This is a genomic window from Plantibacter sp. RU18, assembly GCF_050613355.1.
In the GTDB taxonomy this organism is placed as follows: domain Bacteria; phylum Actinomycetota; class Actinomycetes; order Actinomycetales; family Microbacteriaceae; genus Plantibacter.
Genome location: NZ_CP159618.1, coordinates 470,375 through 495,333, shown reverse-complemented (window position 1 = coordinate 495,333; position 24,959 = coordinate 470,375). Strand labels below are relative to the sequence as shown.

At 68.7% G+C, this 24,959-nt stretch carries 21 protein-coding genes and 2 tRNA genes; 9 read left to right on the top strand and 14 right to left on the bottom strand.

The window, feature by feature from the left end; genetic code table 11:
- Window positions 1-18 precede the first annotated feature (18 nt).
- Window positions 19-729: an endonuclease/exonuclease/phosphatase family protein gene (locus tag ABMA10_RS02275; RefSeq protein ID WP_347868071.1), complete on the top strand. Its 711-nt coding sequence runs from the start codon at window positions 19-21 to the stop codon at window positions 727-729.
- An 82-nt stretch (window positions 730-811) separates the two neighbouring features.
- Here ABMA10_RS02275 and ABMA10_RS02270 read toward each other — a convergent pair whose 3' ends face one another.
- Together ABMA10_RS02270 and ABMA10_RS02265 are read right to left on the bottom strand one after the other, a co-directional pair.
- Window positions 812-1,543 (bottom strand): RNase H family protein, encoded by a 732-nt coding sequence (locus ABMA10_RS02270; RefSeq protein ID WP_347868070.1) that lies wholly within the window; start codon window positions 1,541-1,543, stop codon window positions 812-814.
- Window positions 1,544-1,675: 132 nt separating this feature from the next.
- Window positions 1,676-2,659 (bottom strand): putative RNA methyltransferase, encoded by a 984-nt coding sequence (locus ABMA10_RS02265; RefSeq protein WP_347868069.1) that lies wholly within the window; start codon window positions 2,657-2,659, stop codon window positions 1,676-1,678.
- An 81-nt stretch (window positions 2,660-2,740) separates the two neighbouring features.
- Between ABMA10_RS02265 and ABMA10_RS02260 the strand changes: the two genes are divergently transcribed.
- Window positions 2,741-3,307, top strand: coding sequence for a GNAT family N-acetyltransferase (locus ABMA10_RS02260; RefSeq protein ID WP_431031132.1), 567 nt, complete (start codon window positions 2,741-2,743; stop codon window positions 3,305-3,307).
- A gap of 145 nt (window positions 3,308-3,452) precedes the next feature.
- Here ABMA10_RS02260 and ABMA10_RS02255 read toward each other — a convergent pair whose 3' ends face one another.
- A complete protein-coding gene (locus tag ABMA10_RS02255; protein ID WP_347868067.1) occupies window positions 3,453-4,349 on the bottom strand; it encodes a hypothetical protein in 897 nt (298 codons plus the stop codon).
- Between the two features lie 99 nt (window positions 4,350-4,448).
- Here ABMA10_RS02255 and ABMA10_RS02250 point away from each other — a divergent pair, with 99 nt between their 5' ends.
- Window positions 4,449-4,697, top strand: a complete 249-nt coding sequence (locus ABMA10_RS02250) for a DUF2795 domain-containing protein (protein ID WP_347868066.1) — start codon at window positions 4,449-4,451, stop codon at window positions 4,695-4,697.
- Window positions 4,698-4,754: 57 nt separating this feature from the next.
- On the top strand, window positions 4,755-5,255 hold the full coding sequence (locus ABMA10_RS02245) for a hypothetical protein (RefSeq protein ID WP_347868065.1): 501 nt from the start codon (window positions 4,755-4,757) through the stop codon (window positions 5,253-5,255).
- A 134-nt stretch (window positions 5,256-5,389) separates the two neighbouring features.
- Here the strand turns inward: ABMA10_RS02245 and ABMA10_RS02240 are convergent.
- From ABMA10_RS02240 to serS, 6 genes are all read right to left on the bottom strand, one after another.
- Window positions 5,390-5,478, bottom strand: a tRNA-Ser gene (locus ABMA10_RS02240).
- Window positions 5,479-5,657: 179 nt separating this feature from the next.
- Entirely contained in the window at window positions 5,658-6,998 is a 1,341-nt protein-coding gene (locus tag ABMA10_RS02235; protein ID WP_347868064.1) for an LCP family protein, read from the bottom strand.
- 107 nt (window positions 6,999-7,105) lie between these two features.
- Window positions 7,106-7,190, bottom strand: a tRNA-Ser gene (locus ABMA10_RS02230).
- 96 nt (window positions 7,191-7,286) lie between these two features.
- Window positions 7,287-8,516: an LCP family protein gene (locus tag ABMA10_RS02225; RefSeq protein ID WP_347868063.1), complete on the bottom strand. Its 1,230-nt coding sequence runs from the start codon at window positions 8,514-8,516 to the stop codon at window positions 7,287-7,289.
- Window positions 8,517-8,661: 145 nt separating this feature from the next.
- On the bottom strand, window positions 8,662-9,501 hold the full coding sequence (locus ABMA10_RS02220) for an HAD family hydrolase (protein ID WP_347868062.1): 840 nt from the start codon (window positions 9,499-9,501) through the stop codon (window positions 8,662-8,664).
- On the bottom strand, window positions 9,498-10,763 hold the full coding sequence (gene serS, locus ABMA10_RS02215) for a serine--tRNA ligase (RefSeq protein ID WP_347868061.1): 1,266 nt from the start codon (window positions 10,761-10,763) through the stop codon (window positions 9,498-9,500). The genes ABMA10_RS02220 and serS overlap by 4 nt, the downstream gene beginning before the upstream one ends.
- Before the next feature lie 57 nt (window positions 10,764-10,820).
- Here serS and ABMA10_RS02210 point away from each other — a divergent pair, with 57 nt between their 5' ends.
- Window positions 10,821-11,789, top strand: a complete 969-nt coding sequence (locus ABMA10_RS02210; protein WP_347868060.1) for a diacylglycerol/lipid kinase family protein — start codon at window positions 10,821-10,823, stop codon at window positions 11,787-11,789.
- Between the two features lie 150 nt (window positions 11,790-11,939).
- Here the strand turns inward: ABMA10_RS02210 and ABMA10_RS02205 are convergent, their stop codons facing one another.
- Window positions 11,940-13,190, bottom strand: a complete 1,251-nt coding sequence (locus tag ABMA10_RS02205) for a DDE-type integrase/transposase/recombinase (RefSeq protein ID WP_431030692.1) — start codon at window positions 13,188-13,190, stop codon at window positions 11,940-11,942.
- A gap of 327 nt (window positions 13,191-13,517) precedes the next feature.
- Here ABMA10_RS02205 and hutU point away from each other — a divergent pair, with 327 nt between their 5' ends.
- The 4 genes from hutU to hutI are packed head-to-tail and all read left to right on the top strand — an operon-like array spanning window position 13,518 to window position 19,043.
- Complete coding sequence (gene hutU / locus ABMA10_RS02200) at window positions 13,518-15,188, top strand: urocanate hydratase (RefSeq protein WP_347870150.1); 1,671 nt, start codon at window positions 13,518-13,520, stop codon at window positions 15,186-15,188.
- The gene (locus tag ABMA10_RS02195; RefSeq protein ID WP_347870149.1) at window positions 15,185-16,405 is read left to right on the top strand and encodes an allantoate amidohydrolase; all 1,221 of its coding nucleotides are present in this window, start codon (window positions 15,185-15,187) and stop codon (window positions 16,403-16,405) included. Before hutU ends, ABMA10_RS02195 begins: the two co-directional genes overlap by 4 nt.
- On the top strand, window positions 16,402-17,853 hold the full coding sequence (locus ABMA10_RS02190; protein WP_347870148.1) for a formimidoylglutamate deiminase: 1,452 nt from the start codon (window positions 16,402-16,404) through the stop codon (window positions 17,851-17,853). The genes ABMA10_RS02195 and ABMA10_RS02190 overlap by 4 nt, the downstream gene beginning before the upstream one ends.
- The gene (gene hutI, locus ABMA10_RS02185; protein ID WP_347870147.1) at window positions 17,850-19,043 is read left to right on the top strand and encodes an imidazolonepropionase; all 1,194 of its coding nucleotides are present in this window, start codon (window positions 17,850-17,852) and stop codon (window positions 19,041-19,043) included. The genes ABMA10_RS02190 and hutI overlap by 4 nt, the downstream gene beginning before the upstream one ends.
- Before the next feature lie 89 nt (window positions 19,044-19,132).
- On the opposite strand, the gene ABMA10_RS02180 is transcribed toward hutI, so the two are convergent.
- The 4 genes from ABMA10_RS02180 to gdhA form a co-directional block, all read right to left on the bottom strand.
- The gene (locus tag ABMA10_RS02180; RefSeq protein ID WP_347870146.1) at window positions 19,133-20,710 is read right to left on the bottom strand and encodes an ABC transporter substrate-binding protein; all 1,578 of its coding nucleotides are present in this window, start codon (window positions 20,708-20,710) and stop codon (window positions 19,133-19,135) included.
- 76 nt (window positions 20,711-20,786) lie between these two features.
- Window positions 20,787-21,980, bottom strand: a complete 1,194-nt coding sequence (locus ABMA10_RS02175; RefSeq protein WP_347870145.1) for an FAD-dependent oxidoreductase — start codon at window positions 21,978-21,980, stop codon at window positions 20,787-20,789.
- Entirely contained in the window at window positions 21,977-23,251 is a 1,275-nt protein-coding gene (locus tag ABMA10_RS02170) for an NAD(P)/FAD-dependent oxidoreductase (RefSeq protein ID WP_347870144.1), read from the bottom strand. Before ABMA10_RS02170 ends, ABMA10_RS02175 begins: the two co-directional genes overlap by 4 nt.
- A gap of 217 nt (window positions 23,252-23,468) precedes the next feature.
- Window positions 23,469-24,794, bottom strand: a complete 1,326-nt coding sequence (gene gdhA, locus ABMA10_RS02165; RefSeq protein ID WP_414693712.1) for an NADP-specific glutamate dehydrogenase — start codon at window positions 24,792-24,794, stop codon at window positions 23,469-23,471.
- Window positions 24,795-24,959 lie beyond the last annotated feature (165 nt).

Here is a 24,959-nt window from a genome sequence, read left to right as displayed (position 1 = left end):
ACAGAATGTGAGGCTGGGATGAAGGTCATCAGCTACAACCTCCGCAAGAACAAGGCCAGCGGCGAACTCGTCGCACTCACCGAAGAGTTCGAGCCCGACGTCCTCGCGCTCCAGGAGGCCGACACCCTGCAGCTCCCCGCCGAACTCGGCGCGCTCCACCTCGCGGACAGCACCCACCGCAACCGGCTCGGCTTGGCCCTCTACTACCGTCGCGACCGGTTCTCCGCCGAGTCGACGCAGACGTTCGCGCTGAAGAAGTCGCTGCACGACATGGTGCTCGCACCCGCGCACGAGCGGCTCATCGGTACCCGACTGACCGATCTCGAGGCCGACCGTGAGCTCATCGTCGCGTCGTTCCACGCTGCTCCGCTCACCGCGCTCAACTCGCTGCGCCGCCACCAGATCAAGGCTGCGCACGAGCAGCTGCATGCGATGGGCGACGTCCCGACGCTCATGGTCGGCGACTACAACTACCCGCTCTTCCAGAAGGGCCTCGGTACGAAGATGCTCGAGAGCGGCTACGACCTCAGCCTGAGTGACCTCAGCACGTACACCCGCTACAAGATGTTCCGAGGGCACTTCGACTTCGCGACATCCGTCGGCCTCAAGATCGACCGCGTGCAGACGCTGCGCCGCGGCATCTCCGACCACCTGCCGATCCTGGTGGACGCGAGTTACGGTGCCGCAGTCCCCATCGACGATGGCGCACCGGAGTCCGCCACGCGCTGAGCCGCCCGTCCGTTCGCCCATCTTCGGGCGAACAAGCGTCCGTTCGCCCAAGCATGGGCGAACGGAGTGCGCGCTGGCGGCCTCAGATGAGGCCGCGCAGGAACTCCTGGACGCTCGTGCCCTGCTCGCGGGCTCGGCGTGCGAGTCGCTCCTGCTCGTCAGCGGTGATCTCCAACGAGAGCGAGTGCCACACCGGCTCCGGCTCCAGCGAGAACAGCGCGCCGTCGTCTTCGGCGTCGAAGACCGGGGCGGAGCGCGTCTCTTCGGCTTCGAGGTCGGCGAAGAGTTCTGGTTCCGTCGCCTCATGGGAGCCTGCCGCCTCCACGGCTTGCGTGACAGCGGTTGCTCCGGCGCCGGTCCAACCCGGGCCCTCGGGCACGGGCGACTTCCGCTGGTACGCCTCTGCGGCGGTGCGCGCACGGATGTCGGCGGCCTCGTTGAGGCGGTGCCCGACGTGCCCCTTCACCCACTCGAAGCGGTACTTCCGTCCGGCGATGGCTTCGTCGATCTCCTGCATGAGGTCGAGGTTCATGACGGGCTTGCCGTCGCCCTTCTTCCAACCCTTCTTCTTCCAGCCGGGCATCCACTTCGTGATCGAGTCGATGACGTACTTGCTGTCGCAGAGGATGTGCAGGTCGTCGTCGACGTGCTCGGTGGCACGGAACAGTTCGAGGACGGCACGCAGCTCGCCCATGTTGTTCGTGCCGTGTGGCCAACCGCCGGCCGCCCAGCAGTCGTCGTCGACGTACCAGGCCCAGCCTGCGGGTCCCGGGTTGCCGAGGGCGGAGCCGTCTGCGGCAGCGGTGATCGTCATCCCTCCATTATCCCGGTTCAGAATTCAGGGAATGATCGCCCGCTGTCCGGGTGATGTCCGATTTCCGCGAGGAATCCGCGTGATCGGGCTCATGCCGGCGCAGATTCCCTGAATTCTGAACTGGACACCTGGTCAGACCGGGGAGAACACGCTCAGCGTGACAGCGACGGTGACCGTCGTGTACCCGGGGAGATCGGCGATCGCCTGCTCGAAGACGTCCTCGTCGAGGTGGTGTGCGCTCGGACCCATGCGCACCTCGTCGCGCACCTCCTCGGGCATCAACTCGACCGCGTAGTCGAGGGTGTCGCGAGAGCGCAGCTCGAAGCCCTCCAGTTGCGCGTCGAGACGCGCGTCCTTGCGCTCGGCGATGCCGATCATGCCGAGGCGGTCGCGGAGCTCGGCGAGATGGCCGGGCTGCGGCGTCACCACGGTGAGGAGACCGTCCGGCCGCAGCACCCGGTGCATCTCGGGCCCGTTGCGGGGACCGAAGATGCTCAGCAGGTGGTCGACGGACGCCGCCTGCAGCGGGAACGGCGCCCAGGCGTCAGCTGTCGCTGCGGCGGCCCGCCCGTGCGCCCGCGCGGCGCGACGCGCTGCGAGCGGCGACAGGTCGAAGCCGAAGCCCCGCCAACCGGGGCGGGCATCGAGGATGCGGCCGAGGTAGTAGCCGGTCCCGCCCGCGATGTCGACGACGAGCGGAGCACGGACGCCGTCCGTCGAGCCGTCCTGCAGTCGACGGGCATCGGGCATCGTCAGTGCGACGTGGTCGGCGATGCGTTCGTAGTGCTCGGCCTCGAGGAACGCGGCGCGAGCGGCGACCATCTCCTGCGTGTCTCCCGTCTTCGGCGTGCGCCCACCGACGACGAGAGAGGCGTACCCCTGACGTGCGATGTCGAAGCTGTGGCCGGCGGGGCAGCGCAGCACACGATCACCGAGCGTGAGCGCCGCCGAGCAGATGGTGCAGGCGAGATCCCGGGCGACGAGCGTGAGGCGGTCGTGCTGGGCGACATCAGAGAGCACCGGCTCCGCGCCGAACCGCGGTTCGACCTGCTCTGGCTCGACCTGCTGTATTTCCTGCCGTTGCTGGACTGCATCCGGTTGTCGCACTTCACCCACACGGTGATTCTAGGCGCGAGTCGGGGGTCCGTGCTTGACTGCCGCCGAAGCGCCGCAGTCCGCACGAGGGGAGCTTGACGGATGGACGATCGGACGACAGACGCGGATGCCACGCGATCCACCGGCCCGACGATCAGGCTGGAGCCTTACGGACCAGCGGACCTGCCGACACTTGAACGCCAGAACACCCCCGAGATGACCCGGTTCCTCGGCGGCCCGGAGAGCCGCGCGAAGCTTCTGGACCGCCATGAGCGGTATCAGCGTTACTGGCGGACGGGCGAGGCACGGATGTTCCGGATCGTACTCGACGAGACCATCGGAGCCGCTAGCGGTGTCGGCGTCGGACTGATCGGGTTCTGGTCCACGACGCACGGCGGCGAGGCCGTCCACGAGACGGGGTGGTCGGTGGAATCGGGGTACCAGGGCCACGGAATCGCGCGCGCAGCACTCCAGCTGGTGCTCGAGGACGCCCGGGTGAACGGATCCCACCGATGGCTCCTCGCCTTCCCCCGCACCGACAACGTCGGCTCGAACGCCCTGTGCCGGTCGTGCGGCTTCGAGCTTCTGGGCGAGGAGGCGTTCGAATATCCGAAGGGCAACCCCATCGTGTCCAACGCCTGGCGCTACGACCTCGGCGCCCGCGGCTGAGTGCTGCCAGCGCGGTGCGCTGGACCGATCGCACCCCATCAGCGCGAGCGCGCCCCTCCAGAGACTCGCGCTCGCGCCAGTAACCGGCGCCCGCGGCTACTCCCCCGCGCTCGGTCCAGCGCACCGCGCTGGCGGAGGCCGATGCTCAGCCGTCGAGGGCGACACGAAGCCGCTCGACCGCGTCTTCAGCCGCGTCGAACTCTCGTCCGGTGCGGTCGGAATCGCGCTGTCTGCGTGCACGTTCTCGAGCGGTATCGGCGAGGTCGGCATCGAGTTCGTCGAGCCGACGAGCGAGGTCCTCGCGATCGCGCAGGAGTTCAGCCTCCCGCGATATCGTCTCGGCCAGCAGCCCGTCCGCGGCCTCCTTCGCGGCTGAAGTGACCTCGGCCTCGTGTTCGGCGGCATCCAGCCGGGCGCGGAGACGGCGCCGCCGGTCGTCGTCCGGTTCGGCGCCTGTTGCTGCATCGTCGCCGACGCCGGCTGGGGTCGATGTGTCAGCAGCCTGTCGATCCGCGGACTCTGCGGCCGCACCGCCCCACGCCGCGCCGCTCGAGGTGAGGGCCTCAGCGAGGCGTCCGGAGGCGAGCCTGGCCGCGACATCGGCGTCGGCACTCGCCGCCTGGATGCTCTGGCGAACGGCCTCGACGACGCCGCTGGAGAGGGTGGCCTCCTGTTCGGCCGCCGCGTCGATCGTCGCTGTGACTGCCCGCGCGACGAGCGAACGCCGCTCGGTCCCCAGCGTCCGGAGCAACGCGGCATCACCCGCGTGCTGTGCCTCGCCGAGTGTCGAGCCGAGCCGCATGAGTTCGTCGAGGAGCTCCGGGTGACGAGCGGAGAGCACATTGAGCGCCCAGGCCGCCATCGACGGTTTGCGGAGGGCCAGGATGGTCGCAGCGACGTCGTGCCCACCGCGCTCGACTGCCGCCGCCGCGAGTCGCTTCCGCTCGGCGACGAACCCTGCGGGCGAGGTGCGCAGGAGCAGGCGGGTGCTCTCATCGAGGTCGAGCGGACGCTCATCGTCCTCGCTGCGTTCTCCGCTCATGCACGTCCTCCGGTCCATTTCCCGTCAGGGTAGCGCGCTCTCGCGCCAGAATCGGGCCCGTCTGTCGCCTTTTCAGGGGGTACCGCTGACAATGTGGACATGGAAGCCAGACCGAAACCGGAGACGGCTCCTCCCCTCGCTGGAGAGGACCGATCCGACCTCAAGACCCTGCTGCGAACCGTGCCGTTCCCCGTTTCGCGCGCCGAGCTGTATCGACTCGCGGTGCGGAACGGACTCGACCGGTCCACGGTCGCGGCACTTGCGACGCTCGACGAGCCTGAATACACGGGTTCGTTCCAGGTCCTCCGCGAACTCCGGCACCACGGCGACCTCCGTCGCTCCGCCTGAGGCGATGAGCTGCGATCATTTCTCCGAAGTAGCCGCGTGAGCCGCTAGTGTCTGCCCGTGTCGATCGACCCGCTCGTCTCCCTTCTCGTTGGCGCTCTGGGAGCCGCCACCCTCGGACTGGTCGGCGGTGCGATCGGAGCGTGGGTGCAATCACGCCGCGAGCACCGGCGCTGGCTGCGTGAACAGAAGATGCACGCATACACCGCGGTGCTGGATCTGGTGCAGCGAATCTCCCTGGAGTCTTCACCGGTACGGGAAGGCCTGAACGAAGAGGTCACAGACCTCTACCGAGCGACGGCGACTGTCGAGCTCCTCGGGCCGGACACGCTAGCCGGTCACACCCGGATGCTGCGCGACGCGGTCGGCGCGCTCGTCTACCACCAGCACGCTGATGCTTTTCCGTCGCCCGACCTGTTTCTCGAAGATTCCGATCTCACCAGTGTCGCTGAAGCGGACTCAGCTGACTTCATGACGAACCTTCTGCGTGTGAAGAGCTTGCGGGAAATCGTGATCAAAGACGCTCGAAAGGAGTTGGACATTCGGGGCTCGTCACGTTGACGGTCTTCGTCGTGTGAGTGATCCATAGCCCACTCATGCCTGAACCGGGGGCTCGCGTTACCGGGGAGTTCGATGGATGTTCCGTAACGACGAAACCCCCTGCAGAACAGGGGGCTTCGTGAGGAGATCCAGTGCGGAGACGGCGGGATTTGAACCCGCGGTCCCCTTACGGGGACTCCACCTTAGCAGGGTGGTGCACTAGGCCGAACTATGCGACGTCTCCAAGTGCGCTCGCGAACGGACGCACGACGACAAGCATAACCGGAGATCGCCGAAGGCACGAATCGCGGCAGCAACGGCGGGCACCTCGACAAGCTCGGTGAGCGGAGGACGCGCAGTGCGAGAGCCGGAGGACGCGCACGTGCGCGGGCCCGCGGCAGCTGCCGGAAGGCCGAAGCGCCGCTACTGGTCGTCGAGGGTGCGACCGCGGGAGCAGGTGCGCTGGTCGGCAGTCTGGCCCTGCACGGTGGAGGGCAGCGCGACCGGGGCAGTCGCGTCGGCAGGGGGCGCGGTCGCCGCAGGATCGGCCGCTGCCGGGTCCGTCGCCGGGTCGGCGCCCTCGACCGGGTCCGTCGGCACCGGGTCGGCAGGGTTCGCCACAGAGCCACTCCCGGTCGCACCCGTGAGCTGGATCGGCTGATCGGCTCGCAGCGCGTCGAACAGCGCGGTCGCCGCATCCTCGATCGGCTCGACACCGTCCTCGACGGCCACGTTCGGGTACTGCACGAACGCGATGTTCCCGAGGTCCACGTCGCGCAGCGTCATCGCGATCGCCGTCATCGTGTCGAGGCTCGTCAGGCTGTCCGACAGCTGCATGTTCTGCGCCGCCGCCTTCGCGAGCGAATACAGGATGGCGGGGTTCGTGAGGGTCTCCGCACTCTTCACCTGCTGCATCATCGCCGAGAGGAACACCTGCTGGTTGCTGATGCGGCTGAGGTCGCTGCCGTCGCCCACACCATGCCTCGTGCGGAGGAACTGCAGCGCCTCGTAGCCCTCCAGCGTGTGTTCACCGGCCGACAGGAAGGTGTTCGTGTACTCGTCCTCGATGGGATCGGCGACGCACACCGTCACGCCACCGAGCGCGGTCGACATGGCCATGACACCGCTGAACTGCACCTCGGCGGCGAAGGGGATCTCAAGACCAGTCAGCTGCGAAACCGTGAGCGCCGTGCACGCGAGACCGCCGTAGCCGAGCGACGTGTTGATCTTCTGACGCGTCATCGACGAGAACGAACCACCCGCAGGATCGGGGCAGGACGGGATGGAGACGAACATGTCGCGCGGGAAGCTCACGACCGTGGCGTTCGAGTGGTCCTCGGAGATGTGGAGGAGCATCGTGACGTCGTTGAGGTTGCCGGTCTCCTCCTCCTCGTCACCGAAGACGGGGTCCTGGCCTGCACGCGAGTCGCTGCCGACGACGAGGAGGTTCACGCCGCCCGGGTACGCACCGATAGCGGGAAGGTCGGTGACGGTCTCACCCTGCGAGTCGACGAGGGCGACGCCGGGCTTCACGCTCGCTGCGACATCCCAAAGGGCGATCCCCGCGACGATACCGCCGCTGACGAGGGCGACCGAGACCGTCGACGCGACGATCTTCAAGCCGGTCAAGACCGGGTTCGAGCGCTTCAGACGACCGTGTCTGGCGATGGTCGCGAGCTTCTTCGCACGTGGCCGACTCGCTGCCGCGCTGCGGGCTGCTGAGTCGCCTGCGGGCTCGTCGGTGTCGGGCGTATGCGGGGGCATCCGACGATTCAACCACGGGTCGCTGTGAATGGCGCATTTCCAGGGCGTCGGGCGACCGATCGGGGCCTCGGAGACGATGCGCCACCGGCATCCTCAGACGCGTTGTGCGGAGGGCGTGGGATTCGAACCCACGAGACATTTCTGCCCACCAGTTTTCAAGACTGGCTCCATCGGCCGCTCGGACAGCCCTCCATGGTCGTGTACCTCCGCGTGAGCGCGGCATCCGACCAGCATCGAGTGTATCGGATGAGGCGCTCCCGGAGACCGCCCCACCTGATCACCCGGCGACTACTGGTCCCCCTCCGGGCGGCCCGCCGTGCAGGTGTTCTGCGCAGCGTTCTGACCGGTGATGGTGTCGGGGAGGTCCACGGCTCCACCAGCGGTCGGATCCGCCGGCACAGCAGGATCGGCCGGCGCCGCGGGATCCGTCGCCGGGTCGGTGACGGGCGCGTTCGGATCCGTGACGACGTACTTGCCCGTCGCGGTGAGGTTGACCGCTTGGTCGCTCTGCAGGGCGGACCACAGCAGATCGGCATCGGACGTGGCCTCGACACCGCCGTCGACCGTGGCCGTCGGCGTCTGCACGAACGCGACGCGGTCCAGCGGGATGTCCTTCAGCGCTGAGGCGATCGACACCATCGTGTCGATGTTGTTCAGGCTGCTGGACAGCGTGACGTTCTTCAGCGCAGCCCGGGCGATCGAGTACAGCTTGATCGGGTCGGCGAGCGTCTCACTGCTCTTCATCGTGCGCACGAGCGAGGACAGGAAGATCTGCTGGTTCGAGATGCGCGACAGGTCACTACCGTCGCCGACGCCATGACGTGAACGCAGGAACGCGAGCGCCGAAGCGCCGGAGAGGTCATGGGTTCCCACATCGAGGTCGATGCCGCTCCAGGCGTCGTTCAGGGGCTCCGTGATGCACACGGGCACGCCGCCGACAGCGTTCGACATCGAGATGACGCCGTCGAAGCCGATCTGCGCCGCGAAGGGGATGGAGAGCCCGGTGATGCCCTCGACCGTGGACACGGCGCACGCGAGGCCGCTGTCGGCGCCGCCGTACATGAGGGCCGTGTTCATCTTGTCGCGACCGTTGCCGCCGTCGGCGCAGTCGCCGATCTGGACGTACATGTCGCGGGGGAAGCTGACGACCGTGGCGCTCGAGTGGTCGGCGGAGATGTGCATGAGGATCGTGACGTCGTTGAGGTTCTCATCGCGTTCGCCATAGGCCTCGTTGCCATCGCCGGAGTCGCTGCCGACGAGGAGCAGGTTGACGCCACCCTCGATCGCTCCGATGTTGGGCGGCGGGGCACCCGGCGTCTCGTTGTCGAGGTGCGCGACAGGCTTCACACTGTTCGCGAGGTCGAGTGCCGCCACTCCGGCGACCGCGATCCCGCTGACGCCGATGACGGCAGCCGTTGCAGCGAGCACCTTGGCGACCGTGGCGAACGGGTTCGACTTCCGGAGTCGGCCGTGACGGACGGCGGCGCGAGGCTTCGGCGCGTCGGCGTTGCGGGTCATCGGTCTCACTCTCAGGTCAGGAACAGGGCGGCACGGACCCTCATGAGACGGTCGATGCGGTTCGGGTGGCATCAGCTGACGCAGGCACGACCCGAGGCCCTGCGTGCACCGGAAACGGCGTGCGAACGCAGAGCTTTGGACGATGCTAACCCGAAATGCTCCTCAGGAGCTGGGAGAGTCCGTCCTCGGTGACCGTCCCGGTGACCTCGGAGGCCACGGCCAGCAACTCCTCAGGTGCCTGACCCATGGCGACGCCGCGTCCTTCGACGGCGGCCCAGCCAAGCATGTCGACGTCGTTCCGACCGTCGCCGACGGCGATCATCTGCGACCGCTCGAGGCCGAGCCAGTCGCGGACCCGCTCGAGCGCAGTCGCCTTGTTGACACCCTTCGGCGCGATGTCGAGCCAAGCAGTCCAGCCGATCGCGTAACTGACCTGGTTCAGGCCGATGCGGTCGACGATGCGGAGGAACTCCTCCTCGTCGTGGCTCGGCGACACGACGACGACCCGCGTGACGGGGCTCGTCACGAGTTCCTCGAACGGCACCTCGACAGCGTTCTCGAGGTTCCAGTCCTGCATGCCCACCGTGTACTTGCGGAAGCCGTCCGGGTACTCGACCATGTAGCTGCCCTCCGAGAGGTGCGGCTGGATGAGGTTCAGCACCTCACTCGGGTCGAAGGTCTCCATGAAGTAGCGCTCGTAGCCGCCGTCGGCGGACTCGTCCCGCTTCATGATGAGTGCGCCGTTCGCGCACACGACGTACTGCGGCGTGAGTTCGAGGTCTTCGAGGACGGGCCTCGTGCTCTCCCAGCTGCGTCCCGTCGCGAGCGTGACGATGTGGCCGAGCGAGACCACACGACGGACCTCGTCCGACACGGACAGGCTCAGCGAACCGTCCTCGTGCAGCACCGTCCCGTCGATGTCGAGGGCGACGAGGAACTGGGTCGTACCGGTCTTCGTCGTGTCCGTCGTCGGCGCCTCGGTCATCGGATCGGCCGTGCCACGTCGAGGCCGCCGAGGTACGGGCGGAGGACCTCGGGGATGACGACGCTGCCGTCCTCCTGCTGGTGGGTCTCGAGGATCGCGACGATCCAGCGCGTGGTCGCGAGGGTGCCGTTGAGCGTCGCGACGGGCGCGGTCTTGCCGGTCTCCGTGCGGTAGCGGGTGTCGAGGCGACGAGCCTGGTAGGTGGTGCAGTTCGAGGTGCTCGTCAGCTCGCGGAACGCGTCCTGCGTGGGAACCCAGGCCTCGACGTCGAACTTGCGCGCGGCACTCGAACCGAGGTCGCCGGCCGCCGTGTCGATGACGCGGTAGCTGAGGCCGAGCGACTGCAGCATCGCCTCCTGGTAGGACAGCAGGCGCTCGTGCTCCGCTGCGGCGTCCTCCGGCTTCGTGTAGACGAACATCTCCAGCTTGTTGAACTGGTGCACACGGATGATGCCGCGGGTGTCACGGCCGTAGGAGCCGGCCTCCTTGCGGTAACAGGTGGACCAGCCGGCGTACCGCAGAGCGCCGGGTTCGAGGTCGAGGATCTCGTCGGAGTGGTACCCGGCGAGCGCCACCTCACTCGTGCCCGTGAGGAAGAGGTCTTCGCCGACGATCTGGTACACCTCGTCGGCGTGCTCGCCGAGGAAGCCGGTGCCCTTCATGATCTCCGGGCGCACGAGTGTCGGCGTGATGAGCGGGACGAACCCGGCCTCGAGCGCGCGGTCCAGGGCGAGGTTCATGAGGGCGATCTCGAGTCGGGCGCCGATACCGCGGAGGAAGTAGAAGCGCGAGCCGCTGACCTTCGTGCCGCGCTGCATGTCGATGGCGCCGAGGATCTCGCCGATCTCGAGGTGGTCGCGTGGCGTGAAGTCGAACGTCGGGCGCTCGCCGACCTCGCGCAGGGTGACGAAGTCCTTCTCCCCACCGGCGGGGACGCCCTCGATGACGGGGTTCTGGATGCGCCCGGCGACATCGGCGAAGTACGCTTCGGCCTCGGTGGCGACCTGCTGCGCCTCCTTCACTCGAGCGGCGAGCTGCTGGGCCTGGGCGACGAGCGCCTGCTTCTCGTCCTTCGGGGCCTTCGCGACCTGCTTGCCGAACGCGTTCTGCTCGGCCCGGAGCTCTTCGAAACCCGTGATGGCGGCACGACGGGCGGTGTCGGCGTCGATGGCCTGGTCGACGAGGTCGACGGAGGATCCTCGCTTCTCCTGCGAGGCTCGGAGGACTTCGGGCTGTTCGCGGAGGAGCACTGGATCGATCACCCCGCCAGTCTACCGATGAGGCTCCGCAGGCGGGCCCCGTGCCAGTACCGTTAGGCCATGCCGACATCCCTGCACGCTGCGCTCGTGTACAACCCCGTGAAGGTCGATGCGACGAGGCTGCGCAGCGCGTTGGAGGCACGGTCGCAGGAGGCTGGCTGGGCCGCACCGCACTTCTACGAGACGAGTGTCGAGGACCCGGGGATCGGGCAGGCTCGCCGAGCCGTCATCGACGGAGCGGCGGTCGTCCTCGCAGCAGGCGGCGACGGAACGGTCCGAGCCGTCGCGCAAGGGCTCCGCGGCAGCGGGGTGGCGCTGGCGCTCATCCCCTCCGGCACCGGCAACCTCCTCGCCAGGAACCTCAAACTGCCGCTGAACGATCAGGCATCGGCCATCGACCTCGCATTCTCCGGCGAGACCCGCCCCATCGACATCGGCGTCGCGATGATCACCCGCGCGGACGGCACGGAGGAGGAGCACGCCTTCGCCGTCATGGCCGGCATGGGCATCGACGCGATGATGATCTCGAACACGAACGCCGACCTCAAGAAGTCGGTCGGCTGGCTGGCCTACGTCGAATCCGGCCTCCGCTCGATCATCACCGCGGAACCCTTCCGCATCCACTATCAGCTGCGCGGGCACCGGGAGCATTCGGTGAAGGTCAGCTCGGTGTTGGTCGGCAACTGCGGCACCCTCCAGGGCGGCATCGAACTCATGCCGGATGCCGAGGTGGACGACGGCTACCTCGACGTCGCCGTGCTGCAGCCGAAGGGCGCCTGGGGCTGGTTGATGGTCTGGCGGAAGGTCACCTGGGAGAACCGGGTGCTGCGTCGCACGGCGGTCGGGCGCCGCATGATCACCTTCACCGAGGGCCGTGGCGCGAACACGATCACGAACCTCCGCTCCCAGGCGCTCACCGTCCGGGTGGACTCCGCCCAGGACCTGGAGCTGGACGGCGACGAGTTCGGCACGGCGACCATGGTCGCGTTCGACGCCCACCGCGGTGGCCTCCTCGTGAAGCTCCCCTAGCCGACACCCGCTGCCTCTCGGGGTTGCTGCCGGCGTGGTGCGCTGGACCGGGCGCGGCTCATTGGCGCGAGCGCTACCGTCCGGAGGCCTGTGATGTCTCAGGACTTCGTGGACACTTCTGTCTCAGGACTTCGTGGACACTTCTCTGTCTCAGGACTTCGTGGACACAACGCTGTTCTTGGTCGTTCGTGTTCGGCCGTGGGCGGGGCGGCCTTCGTTGCGTGATGGCATGGGTTGGGTGCGGATCATGGTGCCGTGGTGGTCGTAGAACGTGATCTGCTGAGCGTCCCAGATCGCGTGGACGGTGTGACCGATGAATGCTGTCCCGGGGCGGAACGTGCGACCGAGGAGGTAGGTTCTGCCGCCTGACGTGACAACACATTCAGCTTCGCCGGGTGGTAGGGCTGTGAGGGCGTTGCGGGCGGCGTGGATCTCGATCGCGGTGGGTTGCGGGGTCGGTGACGGGGCAGCCGGGGTGCGATCCCAGGCCTCTTTCGGGGTTTGCCGGTCGGTGAGCGATTGGTGTTCGCGGAGCGTGTTGTAGGACACGTCGAAGACGTTCACGAGGGTTTGCAGTTCCTCGATCGTCGCGGCTGGCGGTTTGGCGTTGAGGAAGCGGTGCAGTGTGCGGTGGAAGCGTTCGTTCTTGCCTTGCGTGGTGGGTTTGTAGGGCTTCCCCGTGATCGTCTCGACGCCGAGCGAGGCGAGGTAATCGATGAGCTGGTTGGAATGCCCCCGACGCGTGGGATTGAACGCGACACCATTGTCTGACAGGAACTTCTGTGGTGCTCCGTGATGGTTGATCGCCTGGGTCACGACACGCAATGCAGCCTCTCCGGTCTCTGCCCGGGCGACCAACGACGCGAGCGCGAGACGGGAATGATCGTCGATGATCTGGAAGATCGTGCAGAGCGAACCGTCAGTAAGCGTCCACTCGGTTGCATCGATTTGCCACAAACAGTTCGGGGCTGGATAGACGAACCGACGAAACGCGCTCCGGGGCCGCTTCCGAGGCTCCGCCTCGACCACGCCCGCACGAACGAAGATCCGCGCCAAGGTGGCCCGTGAGGGCAACTCCTGGAAGCCCATCCGCCGCAACCTCGCGATCACACTCAACGGGCCGAAATCCCACCCCTCTGCACGCAATCGCGCCCGAACACTGATGGCGAGATCGACGATCTCGTCGCTCGTCCGAGCCGGACTCGACCGAGGCCTCGTGGATGTCGGAGCGACGACCTCGAACACACCATCTGCCGCAGCCCGGGCGCGGATCTTGTAGAACCAAGACCGCGAAACACCATGCTCCTCGCAGAACGCCGAGACCGCACCCCGGCCCGCATCATCAGGCCACGATGCCACGAGCAAACGAACCTTCGGAGATGGACGCTTCGGTATCGACATGCTCCACCGAACCGCGGAAGTGTCCACGAACTCCTGAGACACACTGTCCACGAAGTCCTGAGACAGAAGTGTCCACGATGTCCTGAGACTTCACAGGCCTCCGGAGGGTAGCGCTCGCGCCACAGGGGCGCGGCGGCGGTCACAGACCCACGTTCACGGCCAGTGTCCCGCGCTCGCGCCGCAGGCCAGCGCTGGGGCTGGCGCACCGCGCTGGCCAGATCCCCAAACGCCGATGACGTGTTGCTGTCGGCCCGCATGTCTGGGGGGCCAGACACGAAGGATGCGGTCGCCCTCGCCCCGGAAGCCGCATCGGAGTGGACTGAGCGCATGACCGACTCGGCACCTGCACCCAGGACCACCCGCGCCGCCCGCGGGACGACCCTCACCGCGAAGAGCTGGCAGACGGAGGGGCCGCTCCGGATGCTCATGAACAACCTCGATCCCGAGGTCGCCGAGCACCCGGAGGACCTCGTCGTCTACGGCGGCACCGGGAAGGCGGCCCGCAACTGGGAGGCCTACGACGCGATCGTCCGGACCCTCGAAGGCCTTGAGAGCGACGAGACCCTGCTCGTGCAGTCCGGCAAGCCCGTCGGGGTGTTCCGCACGCACGAATGGGCTCCTCGGGTCCTCATCGCGAACTCGAACCTCGTCGGCGACTGGGCGACCTGGCCCGAGTTCCGGAGACTCGAAGCCGAGGGACTCACGATGTACGGCCAGATGACGGCCGGCTCGTGGATCTACATCGGTACGCAGGGCATCCTCCAGGGCACCTATGAGACGTTCGCCGCCATCGCCGACAAGCGGTTCGGTGGGACCCTCGCCGGTACCCTCACGCTCACCGGCGGTGCTGGCGGTATGGGCGGTGCGCAGCCGCTCGCCGTGACACTCAACGAGGGCGTCGTCCTCATCGTCGACGTCGACCCCACCCGACTGCAGCGCCGGGTCGACCACCGCTATCTCGATGAGATGACCGACGACATCGACGACGCCGTCGCCCGGGTGCTCGCGGCGAAGGCGGAGCGTCGCCCGCTGTCCGTCGGCCTCGTCGGCAACGCCGCGACCGTGTTCCCGGAGCTGCTGCGTCGCGGCATCGCGATCGACATCGTCACCGACCAGACGAGCGCCCACGACCCTCTCGCCTACCTGCCGGTGGACACCGTGCTCGCCGATTGGCAGGCCGAAGCCGAAGCGGACCCGGTGGACTTCACTCGTCGCTCCCGTCTCGCGATGGCCGCCCAGGTCGAGGCGATGGTCGGCTTCCAGGACGCCGGCTCCGAGGTGTTCGACTACGGCAACTCGATCCGCGCGGAGGCGAAGCTCGGCGGCTACGAGCGCGCATTCGACTTCCCCGGGTTCGTCCCCGCCTACATCCGGCCGCTGTTCGCAGAGGGCAAGGGGCCGTTCCGCTGGGCCGCGCTCTCCGGCGACCCGGCCGACATCTCCGCGACCGACCGCGCGATCCTCGAACTGTTCCCGGACGATGAGAAGCTGCGCCGCTGGATCACCTCGGCCGGCGAGAAGATCGCCTTCGAAGGGCTGCCGGCCCGCATCTGCTGGCTCGGCTACCAGGAACGTCATCTCGCCGGCCTGAAGTTCAACGAGATGGTCGCGTCCGGGGAGCTCAGCGCCCCCGTCGTCATCGGCCGCGACCACCTCGACTCCGGCTCTGTCGCATCGCCCTACCGCGAGACCGAGGCGATGGCCGACGGTTCGGACGCGATCGCCGACTGGCCGCTGCTCAACGCCCTGCTCAACACCGCCTCAGGCGCGACCTGGGTGTCGATCCACCACGGTGGCGGTGTCGGCATCGGCCGCTCCATCCACGCCGGACAGGTGATCGTCGCCGACGGGACCCCGCTCGCCGCCGAGAAGATCGCCCGTGTCCTCGTCAACGACCCGGGCTCCGGCGTCATGCGCCATGTCGACGCCGGCTACGAGCGCGCGGCCGAGGTCGCCCGCGAGCGTGGTCTGCGCGTCCCGATGTGGGAGGGCGAGTGAGCGTCCCTCCGCTGCTCGCCCATGGCCGACTCGCGGGGCTCGACGAGATCGCGACGGTCGGTGTCGACGCTGCGCGCGGCGGCTACTCGCGTCATGTCTGGACGCCGGCGGAGTTCGAACTGCGCGAGTGGTTCGTCGCGCGAGCCACCGGGCTCGGACTCGACCTCGAGACGGACCGAAACGGCAACCTGTGGGGCTGGTGGGGCGCACCCGGACCTGACGCCGTCGTCACCGGCAGCCATCTCGACTCAGTGCCAGGCGGCGGCGCCTACGACGGGCCGCTCGGCGTCGTGTCGGCGCTCGACGCCGTCGCTCGGCTGCAGGCGAGCGGGTTCCGGCCGTCGCGCCCAGTCGCGGTCGTGGTCTTCGCCGAGGAGGAAGGCTCACGCTTCGGTGTCGCCTGCCTCGGCTCGCGGCTGCTCTCCGGTGTCACCGACCCCGACACCGCCCGTTCCCTCACCGACGCCGACGGTGTCACCTTCGCGGAGGCCGCAGCAGCGGCCGGGCTCGATCCGGCGCACCTCGGGCGCGACGATGAGGCGCTCGGGCGCATCGGGTTGTTCATCGAGTTGCACGTGGAACAGGGGCGCGGCTTGATCGACCTGCACTCGCCCGTCGCGGTCGCGTCGTCGATCCTGGCTCACGGCCGATGGCGACTGCGCATCGAAGGACAGGGGAATCACGCCGGTGCGACCGGGATGCGGGAGCGCCGCGACCCGGTCGTCGCCGCCGCGCGCGCCGTCCTCGCCGTCGAGAGCGCCGCCCTCGCGACCTCCGACGCGCGGGCAACGGTCGGCCGGCTCCGCCTCACACCCGGCGGGACGAACGTGATCGCCTCGGCGGTCGACGCCTGGGTGGACGCCAGGGCCGCGAGCGACCACGCCACACGCGCACTCGTCGCCGACATCGAAGCGCGCGTCCGGGAGTCCGTCGCGGAGTCCGGGTGCTCAGTCGTGTTGATCGAGGAGTCGTGGTCAGGGCTCGTGGAGTTCGACGCCGAACTCGCGGCACGATCGGCCCGCACCCTCGGCGGCATCCCGCTGCTGCCGACCGGAGCCGGACACGACGCCGGGGTCCTGTCCGGGAGTGTCCCGACGGCCATGGTCTTCGTGCGGAACCCGACCGGTATCTCGCACTCCCCCGAGGAGTTCGCCGAGGCGGCGGACTGTATCGCCGGGGTCGAAGCGCTCGAATCGTTGCTGCGGAGTGTGCTGTGACGGGCGCGGGCGCGATGTCCGCAGACCTCGCGCCGGTCTGGGCGGCGACCGCGATCATCGACGGCGCCGTCGTCGACGGCGTGCGCTTCATCGCCGATGATGGCGGACGAATCGTGTCGGCAGCACACGGCGTCGAGCCCCAGGACGGCGACCGTCAGTTCGGCACCGTCGTCCCCGGCATGGGGAACGCGCACTCGCACGCCTTCCATCGTCTGCTGCGAGGACGGACCCATGCAGACGGCGGCGACTTCTGGGTGTGGCGCGAGGCCATGTACGCGGCGGCTACCAGCCTCGATCCCGGACACTATCGACGCGTCGCGCGTGCCGTCTTCGGCGAGATGCTCGTCTGCGGTTGGACCGCCGTCGGCGAGTTCCACTACGTCCACCACCAGACGGACGGCACCCCCTACCCGACCGCCCACGCGATGGAACTCGCGGTCGCCGCCGCAGCGCAGGACGTCGGCATCCGGCTCACCCTGCTCGACACGGTGTACCTCACGAGCGGACTGGGGCCCTCCGGGGCACCAGGTGCACCGCTGCGTCCGGAGCAGCTCGCCTTCGGTGACGGGCATGCCGAGGGCTGGATCGCACGCTGGTCCGCGCTTCGCGAGGCTTTGGCCGGCTCCTCGTCCTCGTCCGGCCTCGTGACGCTCGGCGCCGCGCTGCACTCGGTGCGCGCCGTCCCCGTCGACGCCATCCGGACGATCCTCGCCGGGTTGCCGACCGACGTGCCGCTGCACGTGCACGTGTCCGAACAGCCGCAGGAGAACACCGACACCATCGCCGCGACCGGCCTCACCCCGACCGGTGTGCTCGCGGAACTCGGCGCGCTCACCGACCGCATCAGTCTCGTCCACGCAACCCACCTGAGTGATGCCGACATCGCACTCATCGGCGCGTCGGGTGCCACGGTCGTCATGTGTCCGACGACGGAAGCCGACCTCGGCGACGGCATCGGACCCGCGCGCCGCCTGGCCGACGCCGGTGCACGGATCGCCGTGGGTTCCGACCAGAACGCCGTGATCGACCCGTTCCTCGAACTGCGTGGGCTCGAGGCCGGTGAACGACTCGCCTCGGGAAGGCGCGGGCGGTTCACCCCCGCCGAGCTCCTCGCCGCGGGCAGCTTCGGGGGCTACGCGTCGATCGGTCTCGGTCGGCACGCGCTCGCGGTCGGCGACCCGCTCGATCTCGTCGAGGTCGACACCACGAGCGTCCGCACCACCGGTGGCAACCCGGAGCAGCTCGCACTCACCGCCACCGCATCAGACGTGCGCCGGGTGATCGTCGGCGGCAGACTCGTCGCCGAACGAGGGCGGCTGACGACGGTCCGTGGCTCCAACACCCCGGCACGACTGCTCGCCGAGGCGATCGCCGAGCTGGAGGCGTCCGGGTCGCCGTCACCTGTGCCGGCACCCGACACCGCGCACCCGACAGGAGCGACCGCATGACCACCGAGCTCATCACCGGTATCGCCGAACTGACCACGAACGCCGGCACCGGGCCGGACGACACCGAGGGCAACCGGCTCGCTGACGCGGCTCTGATCATCGAGGATGGCCGGATCGTCTGGTCGGGCGCGGCCACCGACGCTCCAGCAGCCGACACCCGCACCGACGTCGGCGGCCGGGCGGTGCTGCCGGGCTGGGTCGACACGCACACGCACCTCGTGTTCGCCGGCGACCGCTCGGCGGAGTTCGAGATGCGGATGGCCGGCGGGCGGTATGCGGCCGGCGGCATCGCGACGACCGTCGCAGCGACGCGCGCGGCGACCGAGGAGGAGCTCGTCGCAGGAGCGCAGCGGCTCCGTGCTGAAGCGCTCGCCCAGGGCACGACGTTCCTCGAAGCAAAGACGGGCTACGCACTCGACGTCGACGGAGAGACTCGATCGGCACGCGCGGCGGCTTCGGTCGCCGACGTCGTCACCTTCCTGGGTGCGCACCTCGTCCCGCAGGGCATCGACCGACGGGACTACCTCGACCTCGTGACCGGCCCGATGCTCGACGCCGTCGCACCGTTCGCCTCCTACGTCGACGCCTTCTGCGAGATCGGCGCGTTCGACGTCGAGGAGTCGCGGGAGGTGCTGCTCGCCGGACGCGCCGCGGGGCTCGGCGTGCGCGTGCACGGCAACCAACTGGGCGAGAGCGGCGGCGTCCGACTCGCGGTCGAACTCGATGCCGCGAGTGTCGACCACTGCAACCACCTGTCGACCGTCGACATCGAACTGCTCGCCGGATCGTCGACCGTCGCCACCCTGCTGCCCGCGTGCGATCTGTCGACGCGAGAGCCGTTCCCGCCGGCGCGGGCGCTCATCGACGCCGGTGCGGCCATCGCTCTGGCCACCAACTGCAACCCCGGAACCTCGTATACGACATCCATGGGATTCTGCGTCGCGACCGCGGTGCTGCAGATGCGGCTCACGGTCGCCGAAGCGGTATGGGCAGCGACGCGCGGAGCGGCGGTCGCGGTCGGCCGGGAGCACGGCACGGATGCGGTCGGATCGCTCCGGGTCGGTGGTCTCGCGGACTTCCAGGTCCTCGACGCCCCGTCCGTCTCGCATCTCGCCTATCGGCCGGGCGTCCCGCTGACCACCGCGGTCTGGCAGCGCGGTCGACGCGTCGCTCCCACCCCGCCCCTCTGACCTGGGGTCGCGCCAGCGCGGTGCGGTGGCCTGAGCGCGGTCGACCGCACCGCGCTGGCCGCAGGCAACAGGCGGGCAACAGGCGGCGGTTACTTGTTGGTTCGGTCGAGGATGTCGAAGCGGAACTTGTAGGTGGCATCGAGCGTCCGTGCGAGACCGGTCACGTTCTTCTGCGCGATGACCGTCTCAGTTCCCTGCAGCAGCGGGATGATCGGGGCCGCCGCAGCGGTGACCGTCTGGATCTGCTCGATCGCCGCGATGCGTGCAGCAGGATCCGTCGCCGTCGCCTCGGTGTCGATCAACGCGTCGACGGCCGGATCCGAGTAACCGTTCGCGACCGAGGCTCCCGTGGTCGAGTACGCCGAGCGGATGAAGTTGTCCGGGTCCGGGTAATCGGGGAAGAACCCCAGCTGGTACGCGGGATAACCGGAGTCCGGGTTCAGCTCCTTCACGTAGCTCGTCCACTCGGTCGACTGCAGATCGACGGCGAAGAGACCGTCGGCCTCCAGCTGCGACTTGATGAGCGCGTACTCCTGGTCGGAGTCCGGCCCGTAGTGGTCACTCGTGTACTGGATCGGCAACGCGACCGGCGTGCTGACACCGGTTGCGGCGAGGATCGCAGCGGCCTTCGTCGCATCGGGAGCATCCCCGTAGGCGGTCTGGAACGCGGGAATCGCACCCGTCTGACCGTCCAGGACGACGGAGTACGCCGGCGTGTAGGTGCCCTTGTAGACCTGGTCTGCGATCTCCTGACGATCGACGAGCGTCGCGACCGCCTGCCGGATCGCGAGCTTCTGCGCATCGTTCGCGCCAGGCTGCGTGTTCAGGTTGAAGGTCAGGAAACGCACCGAGCCGCCCGGCCCCTGCACGACCTGGAGATCCGAGTCGTCACTGAGGTCGGCGACGTCCGTTGCCGTCAGCGACCGGTACGCGATGTCGACATCGCCCTTCTCCACATCGAGACGCAGGTTCGATGCCGTCGTGTACGGCTTGAGGACGACGTGCGAGGACTTCGCGGCGGCGCCCGAGTAGCTCGAGTTCACCTCCAGGGAGAGGAGCCCGCCCGGCTGGTAGCTGTCGATCTTGTACGGGCCGGAACCGATCACGTCGGCGTCGTCGAGCAGCGCGTCCGCTGGGAACGTCTCGTTGTCGACGATCGGCCCGGCCATGCTCGTGAGCACGTAGGGCCAGGTCTGGTCGTTCGCGACGGCGAGGTGGAAGATCACCTGGTTGTCCTCGCCCTCCTCGACGCTGTCGAGGTTCGCGAGCAGCGGTGCCGGACCGTTGTCGGCCGCGATCGTGGAGATGCGCGTGAACGAGAACACGACGTCCTCTGCCGTGAGCGCGTGCCCGTTGGAGAAGGTGAGTCCGTCCTTGACGGTGCACACGTAGGTGGTCTCATCGGTGAAGTCGCACGATTCGGCGGCATCCGGGACCGGCACGACGTCACCCTCGTCGTAGCTCAGCAGGTGCTGGTAGATCTGGTTCTGCGGGGTGAAGCTCCCGCGGTCCCAGGCGCCGGCCGGGTCGAGCGAGACGATCTTGTCGGTGGTGCCGATGACGAGGGCGGTCGTCGTGGTGGTGCCGCCCTGCGCGGTGCATCCGCTCAGCGCTGCGACGACGCCGAGGCCGACGGCGGCCACCACGAGTCTCTTGGATCGGGTCATGGGTGCTGGTTCCTTCTGCTGTGACATGGTGCCGGGTTCGGGTGACGCCGGGTGCTGTGGCGCGGGTGAGGTGCTGCTAGGAGATCGCGGCGTGAGCGGCGAGCGCGAAGCGCGGATGCGGTGCGTCTCCGTCGACGAGGTCGGAGACGAGGCGTCCGAGGACGGGGCCGAACTTGAAGCCGTGTCCGGAGAATCCCGTCGTGACGATGATGCGGTCGATGCGGTCGATCACGAAATCCTCGCTGGGGCTCAGGTCGTAGAGGCAGCTGATGGTGTGCGGTGCCGTCGCGTCGACGCCAGGGACCCACGATGCGACGTAGGCGGTGAGACGGGCCAGTTCCTCAGGGTCGGCGAGACCATCGCGTTCGTCGGGGTGCACACGGACGGGGCCGCCGTGCAGGCCGACCTTCACGCCCTCTCCGGCCGTGAGCAACCCGTAGACGCTCGTCCCTTCGGCCGGGTAGTGCACGAAACTCGGCCAGGCGTCGTCGGGCAGCTCGGTCGGGAAGTGCACCGGTTGCACTTGGGTGACCGCGATCGCAGGTAGCGGGCGGCCCACGCGCTCGGCGAGGGCACCGACGAGGTCCGGTGTCCAGGACCCGGCCGCGACGACGACGTGCCTCGCGACCACCTCACCCAACTCGGTGCGGACGACGACGCCGGCCAGTGCCGCGGCTTCGAGTACCGCACTGTCGTCGGTCGCGGCGTCGCCGCCAGTCGCAGGGACGGGCTCCACACCGGTCACGCGCACGCCGAACCGCAGGGTCGCGCCAGCAGCCTCGGCGACGTCGAGCAGCGCCTCGATCGCCGCGGCAGACAGGATGCGACCGCCGCTCGGGTGGTGCAGGACCTCGCCCTCGAAACGGAGGCCCGGCCACCGCTCGGCGGCCGCAGCCGCGGTCAGGCGTTCGGAGGCGACCCCGCCACGGGCCATCGCGGCTTCGATGCGCGCGAGCATCGCGGGGTCGCCGTGGTCGATCGCTCCGGTGGTCTCGAGGAGCGTACGACCCGTCTGCGCTTCGAGCTGCCGCCAGCCGAGCAGCGCCTCGGATGTGAGCGTGACGTAGTCGTCTGCGTCGTAGCCCTGCCGGAAGATCCGGGTCGCGCCGTGCGAGGAGCCGCGGTCGTGGGCGCGTTCGAAACGTTCCAGGACGAGCACCGACGCCCCGCTCTCGGCCAGGCTGCGCGCGGCGGCCGCACCGACGATGCCTGCGCCGATCACGACGACGTCGACGCGCTCCGGAAGCGGTGCCTTCGTGATGACCGTCACCGGTTCGTCTCCTCAGCGGTGTCTGCGTGGCGTCGTGCGTCGACCGCCCGACGGGCCGGCATCGCCGCCGCGACGGCTGCCTCGTCCGCGAACGGTCGCTGCAGGAACCGCTCCGGCGCGTAGAGCGAGGCGTCTGCGATGTCGGTCTGCCCGGTCACGATGAGGTCGGCGAGCATCCGGCCGAGCCCGGGGCCGTGCGTGACGCCCGACTCGTTGTCGCCGGCGACGACGTAGAGGCCGGCGAGCTCGGGGACCGCACCGGCGAGGAAGCGGCGGTCGGCGGTGTACGACACGATGCCCTGCACTGCCTCGGCGGCCTCGACCACGGGAGCTGCGGCCGGGATGAGCCCGGTGATGATCGGTGCGAGGTGCTCGCGCATGGCCTCGACGAGGTCCGGACGCTCGGGGCGGCGATCCGCTTGACCGCCTCGCGCCGAGAGCGCCTCGTAACCGACCCCGTTGCCGTAGGTGAGTCCTCCGAGGTGCTCGCGCACCCAGAGGCCGTCGAGCTCTGGGATCATGAGCGTCGGGATCTCGCCGAGGCCGAACGGCGCTGTCGTCAGGCGACTCGCGATCACCCGCGCGAACGGCAACTCCCGGCCGGTCGCTGCGAGGAGCTCGTTCGTCCAGGAGCCGGCCGCGAGGACGACCTCGTCGGCGAGGATCCGCTCCCCTGCCGCGGTCAGCACTCCGATCGCGCGCCCGCCCTCGGCGAGGATCTCGGTCACCGGTGTCTGCTCGATGATCTCGACGTCCTCGGCGCGGGCGACGGCGGCGAGGGCGAGACCGGCGTCGGGTGCACTGATCTGAATGCCGTCGGGGTGGATGAACGCCCCGACGATGGCCTCGGGGTCGAGGCCCGGAACGAGTTCGGCGGTCTCGACGGCGGTGAGGAGACGGGAGTCCTCGGGTCGCAGCGGGTGCTCGGCGAACGGCAGGAGGTGGTCGAGCACGGCCTGCTCGGTGAGTGCGAGCCAGATGTTGCCCGTGTCGCGGAGACCGATGTCGTATCCTGCTGCGTCGAGTCCTCGGTAGAAGTCGAGGCCCGCCTGCTCGAGTGCGAGCTCGGACTCGTTCCAGTACCACGCGTATCCCGCGGCCCACAGCCCGACGAAGCCGGCGCCGGCAGCGGTCGTCGCACCGGCCGCTGTACCCGACTCGACGACGGTCACGCGCCGGCCCGCCTGAGCGAGGTGCACCGCGGTCGCCAGACCGAACAGTCCTGCACCGACGATGACGGTCGAGGTGGATTCCGAGGCGGGAGCAGTCACCCTTCGAGGCTACTCACTGCCGCAGAACCCGCCGACCACTCCGTCGTAATCGGACTCATGTCGGATCCCTGCCGGCCACCCCTTTCACATTCCTCTTCTCCCTAACTCAGGAATCTCCCGGCGTGTCGGAGTGGGCCCACTGGCGGGCAGCGGCGACACGCCGAGGCGTTCCTGAGTTAGGGAGAAAAGAAAGAGGAGGACGGGAAGACGAGGAGGGCTAGATGACGCCCTGAGCGAGCATCGCGTCGGCGACCTTCACGAAGGCGGCCGTGTTCGCGCCGACGACGTAGTCGCCGGGACGGCCGTACCGTTCAGCGGCCTCGAACGCGGCCTGGTGCACCCCGTGCATGATGCTCCGCAGCTTGGCCTCACTGTCGTCGAACGACCACCGCTGGCGTGCCGCGTTCTGGCTCATCTCGAGCGCGGACGTCGCCACACCGCCGGCATTCGCCGCCTTACCGGGACCGAACAGCACACCGGCCTCCTGGAACACGCGGACAGCCTCGGGCGTCGAAGGCATGTTGGCACCCTCCGCAACGGCGATGACACCGTTCTTGACGAGTGCGATGGCATCCCGTTCGTGCAACTCGTTCTGCGTCGCACTCGGCAGCGCGATCTCCCCGGGGACGTCCCACACGCTGCCGCCGGCGACGAAGTGCGCACCAGGACGGCGAGACGCGTACTCGGAGATCCGGCCGCGCTCCACCTCCTTGATCTGCTTGAGCAGGTCGAGGTCGATGCCGGCGTCGTCGACGACGTACCCGGAGGAGTCGGATGCCGTGACAGCCGTGCCGCCGAGCTGGTGCACCTTCTCGATCGCGTAAGTCGCGACGTTGCCGGAACCCGAGACGACGACACGCTTGCCGTCGATCCCGCGACCGTCCACGGCGAGCATCTCGTCGGCGAAGAACACCGTGCCGTAGCCGGTCGCTTCGGTCCGCACTTCGGCCCCGCCCCAACCGACACCCTTGCCCGTGAACATGCCCGACTCGTGGCGGTTGGTGACCTTGCGGTACTGCCCGAACAGGAAGCCGATCTCACGCGCGCCGACTCCGATGTCGCCGGCCGGGACGTCCGTGTGCTCACCCAGGTGCCGGTACAGCTCGTTCATGAAGCTCTGGCAGAAGCGCATGATCTCAGCGTCGGATCGGCCGTGCGGATCGAAGTCGCTGCCGCCCTTCGCGCCACCGATGCCCTGCGCGGTGAGGGCGTTCTTGAAGATCTGCTCGAAACCGAGGAACTTCACGATGGAGAGGTTGACGCTCGGGTGGAAGCGCAGGCCTCCCTTGTACGGACCGAGCGCGGAGTTGAACTGGACGCGGAACCCGCGGTTCACCTGCACACGGTTGTGATCATCGGTCCACGGCACCCGGAAGATGACCTGGCGTTCGGGTTCGACCAGGCGTTCGAGGATGCCCGCTTCCACATACTCGGGGTGCTCGTCGAGGGCCGGACGGATGGAGTCGAGGACTTCGAGCAGAGCCTGGTGGAACTCCGGTTCGCCCGCGTTCCGCCGCATGGCGGCTTCGGCGACGGCGTGGATCGGGTCTTGGAGCGTGGTGGTGCCGGTCACAGTGGTGCTTTCTGGTCGGCCGGGTGGGCGCGTCCTGGTGCCGCTCGACGGTGGTCGGGAGCAGGGATCGCGTCGCACCGGCGGGGAGGTACGCAGCCGTCGTGGGGCCTGGGCAAGCCTGGCACCCACGCACGA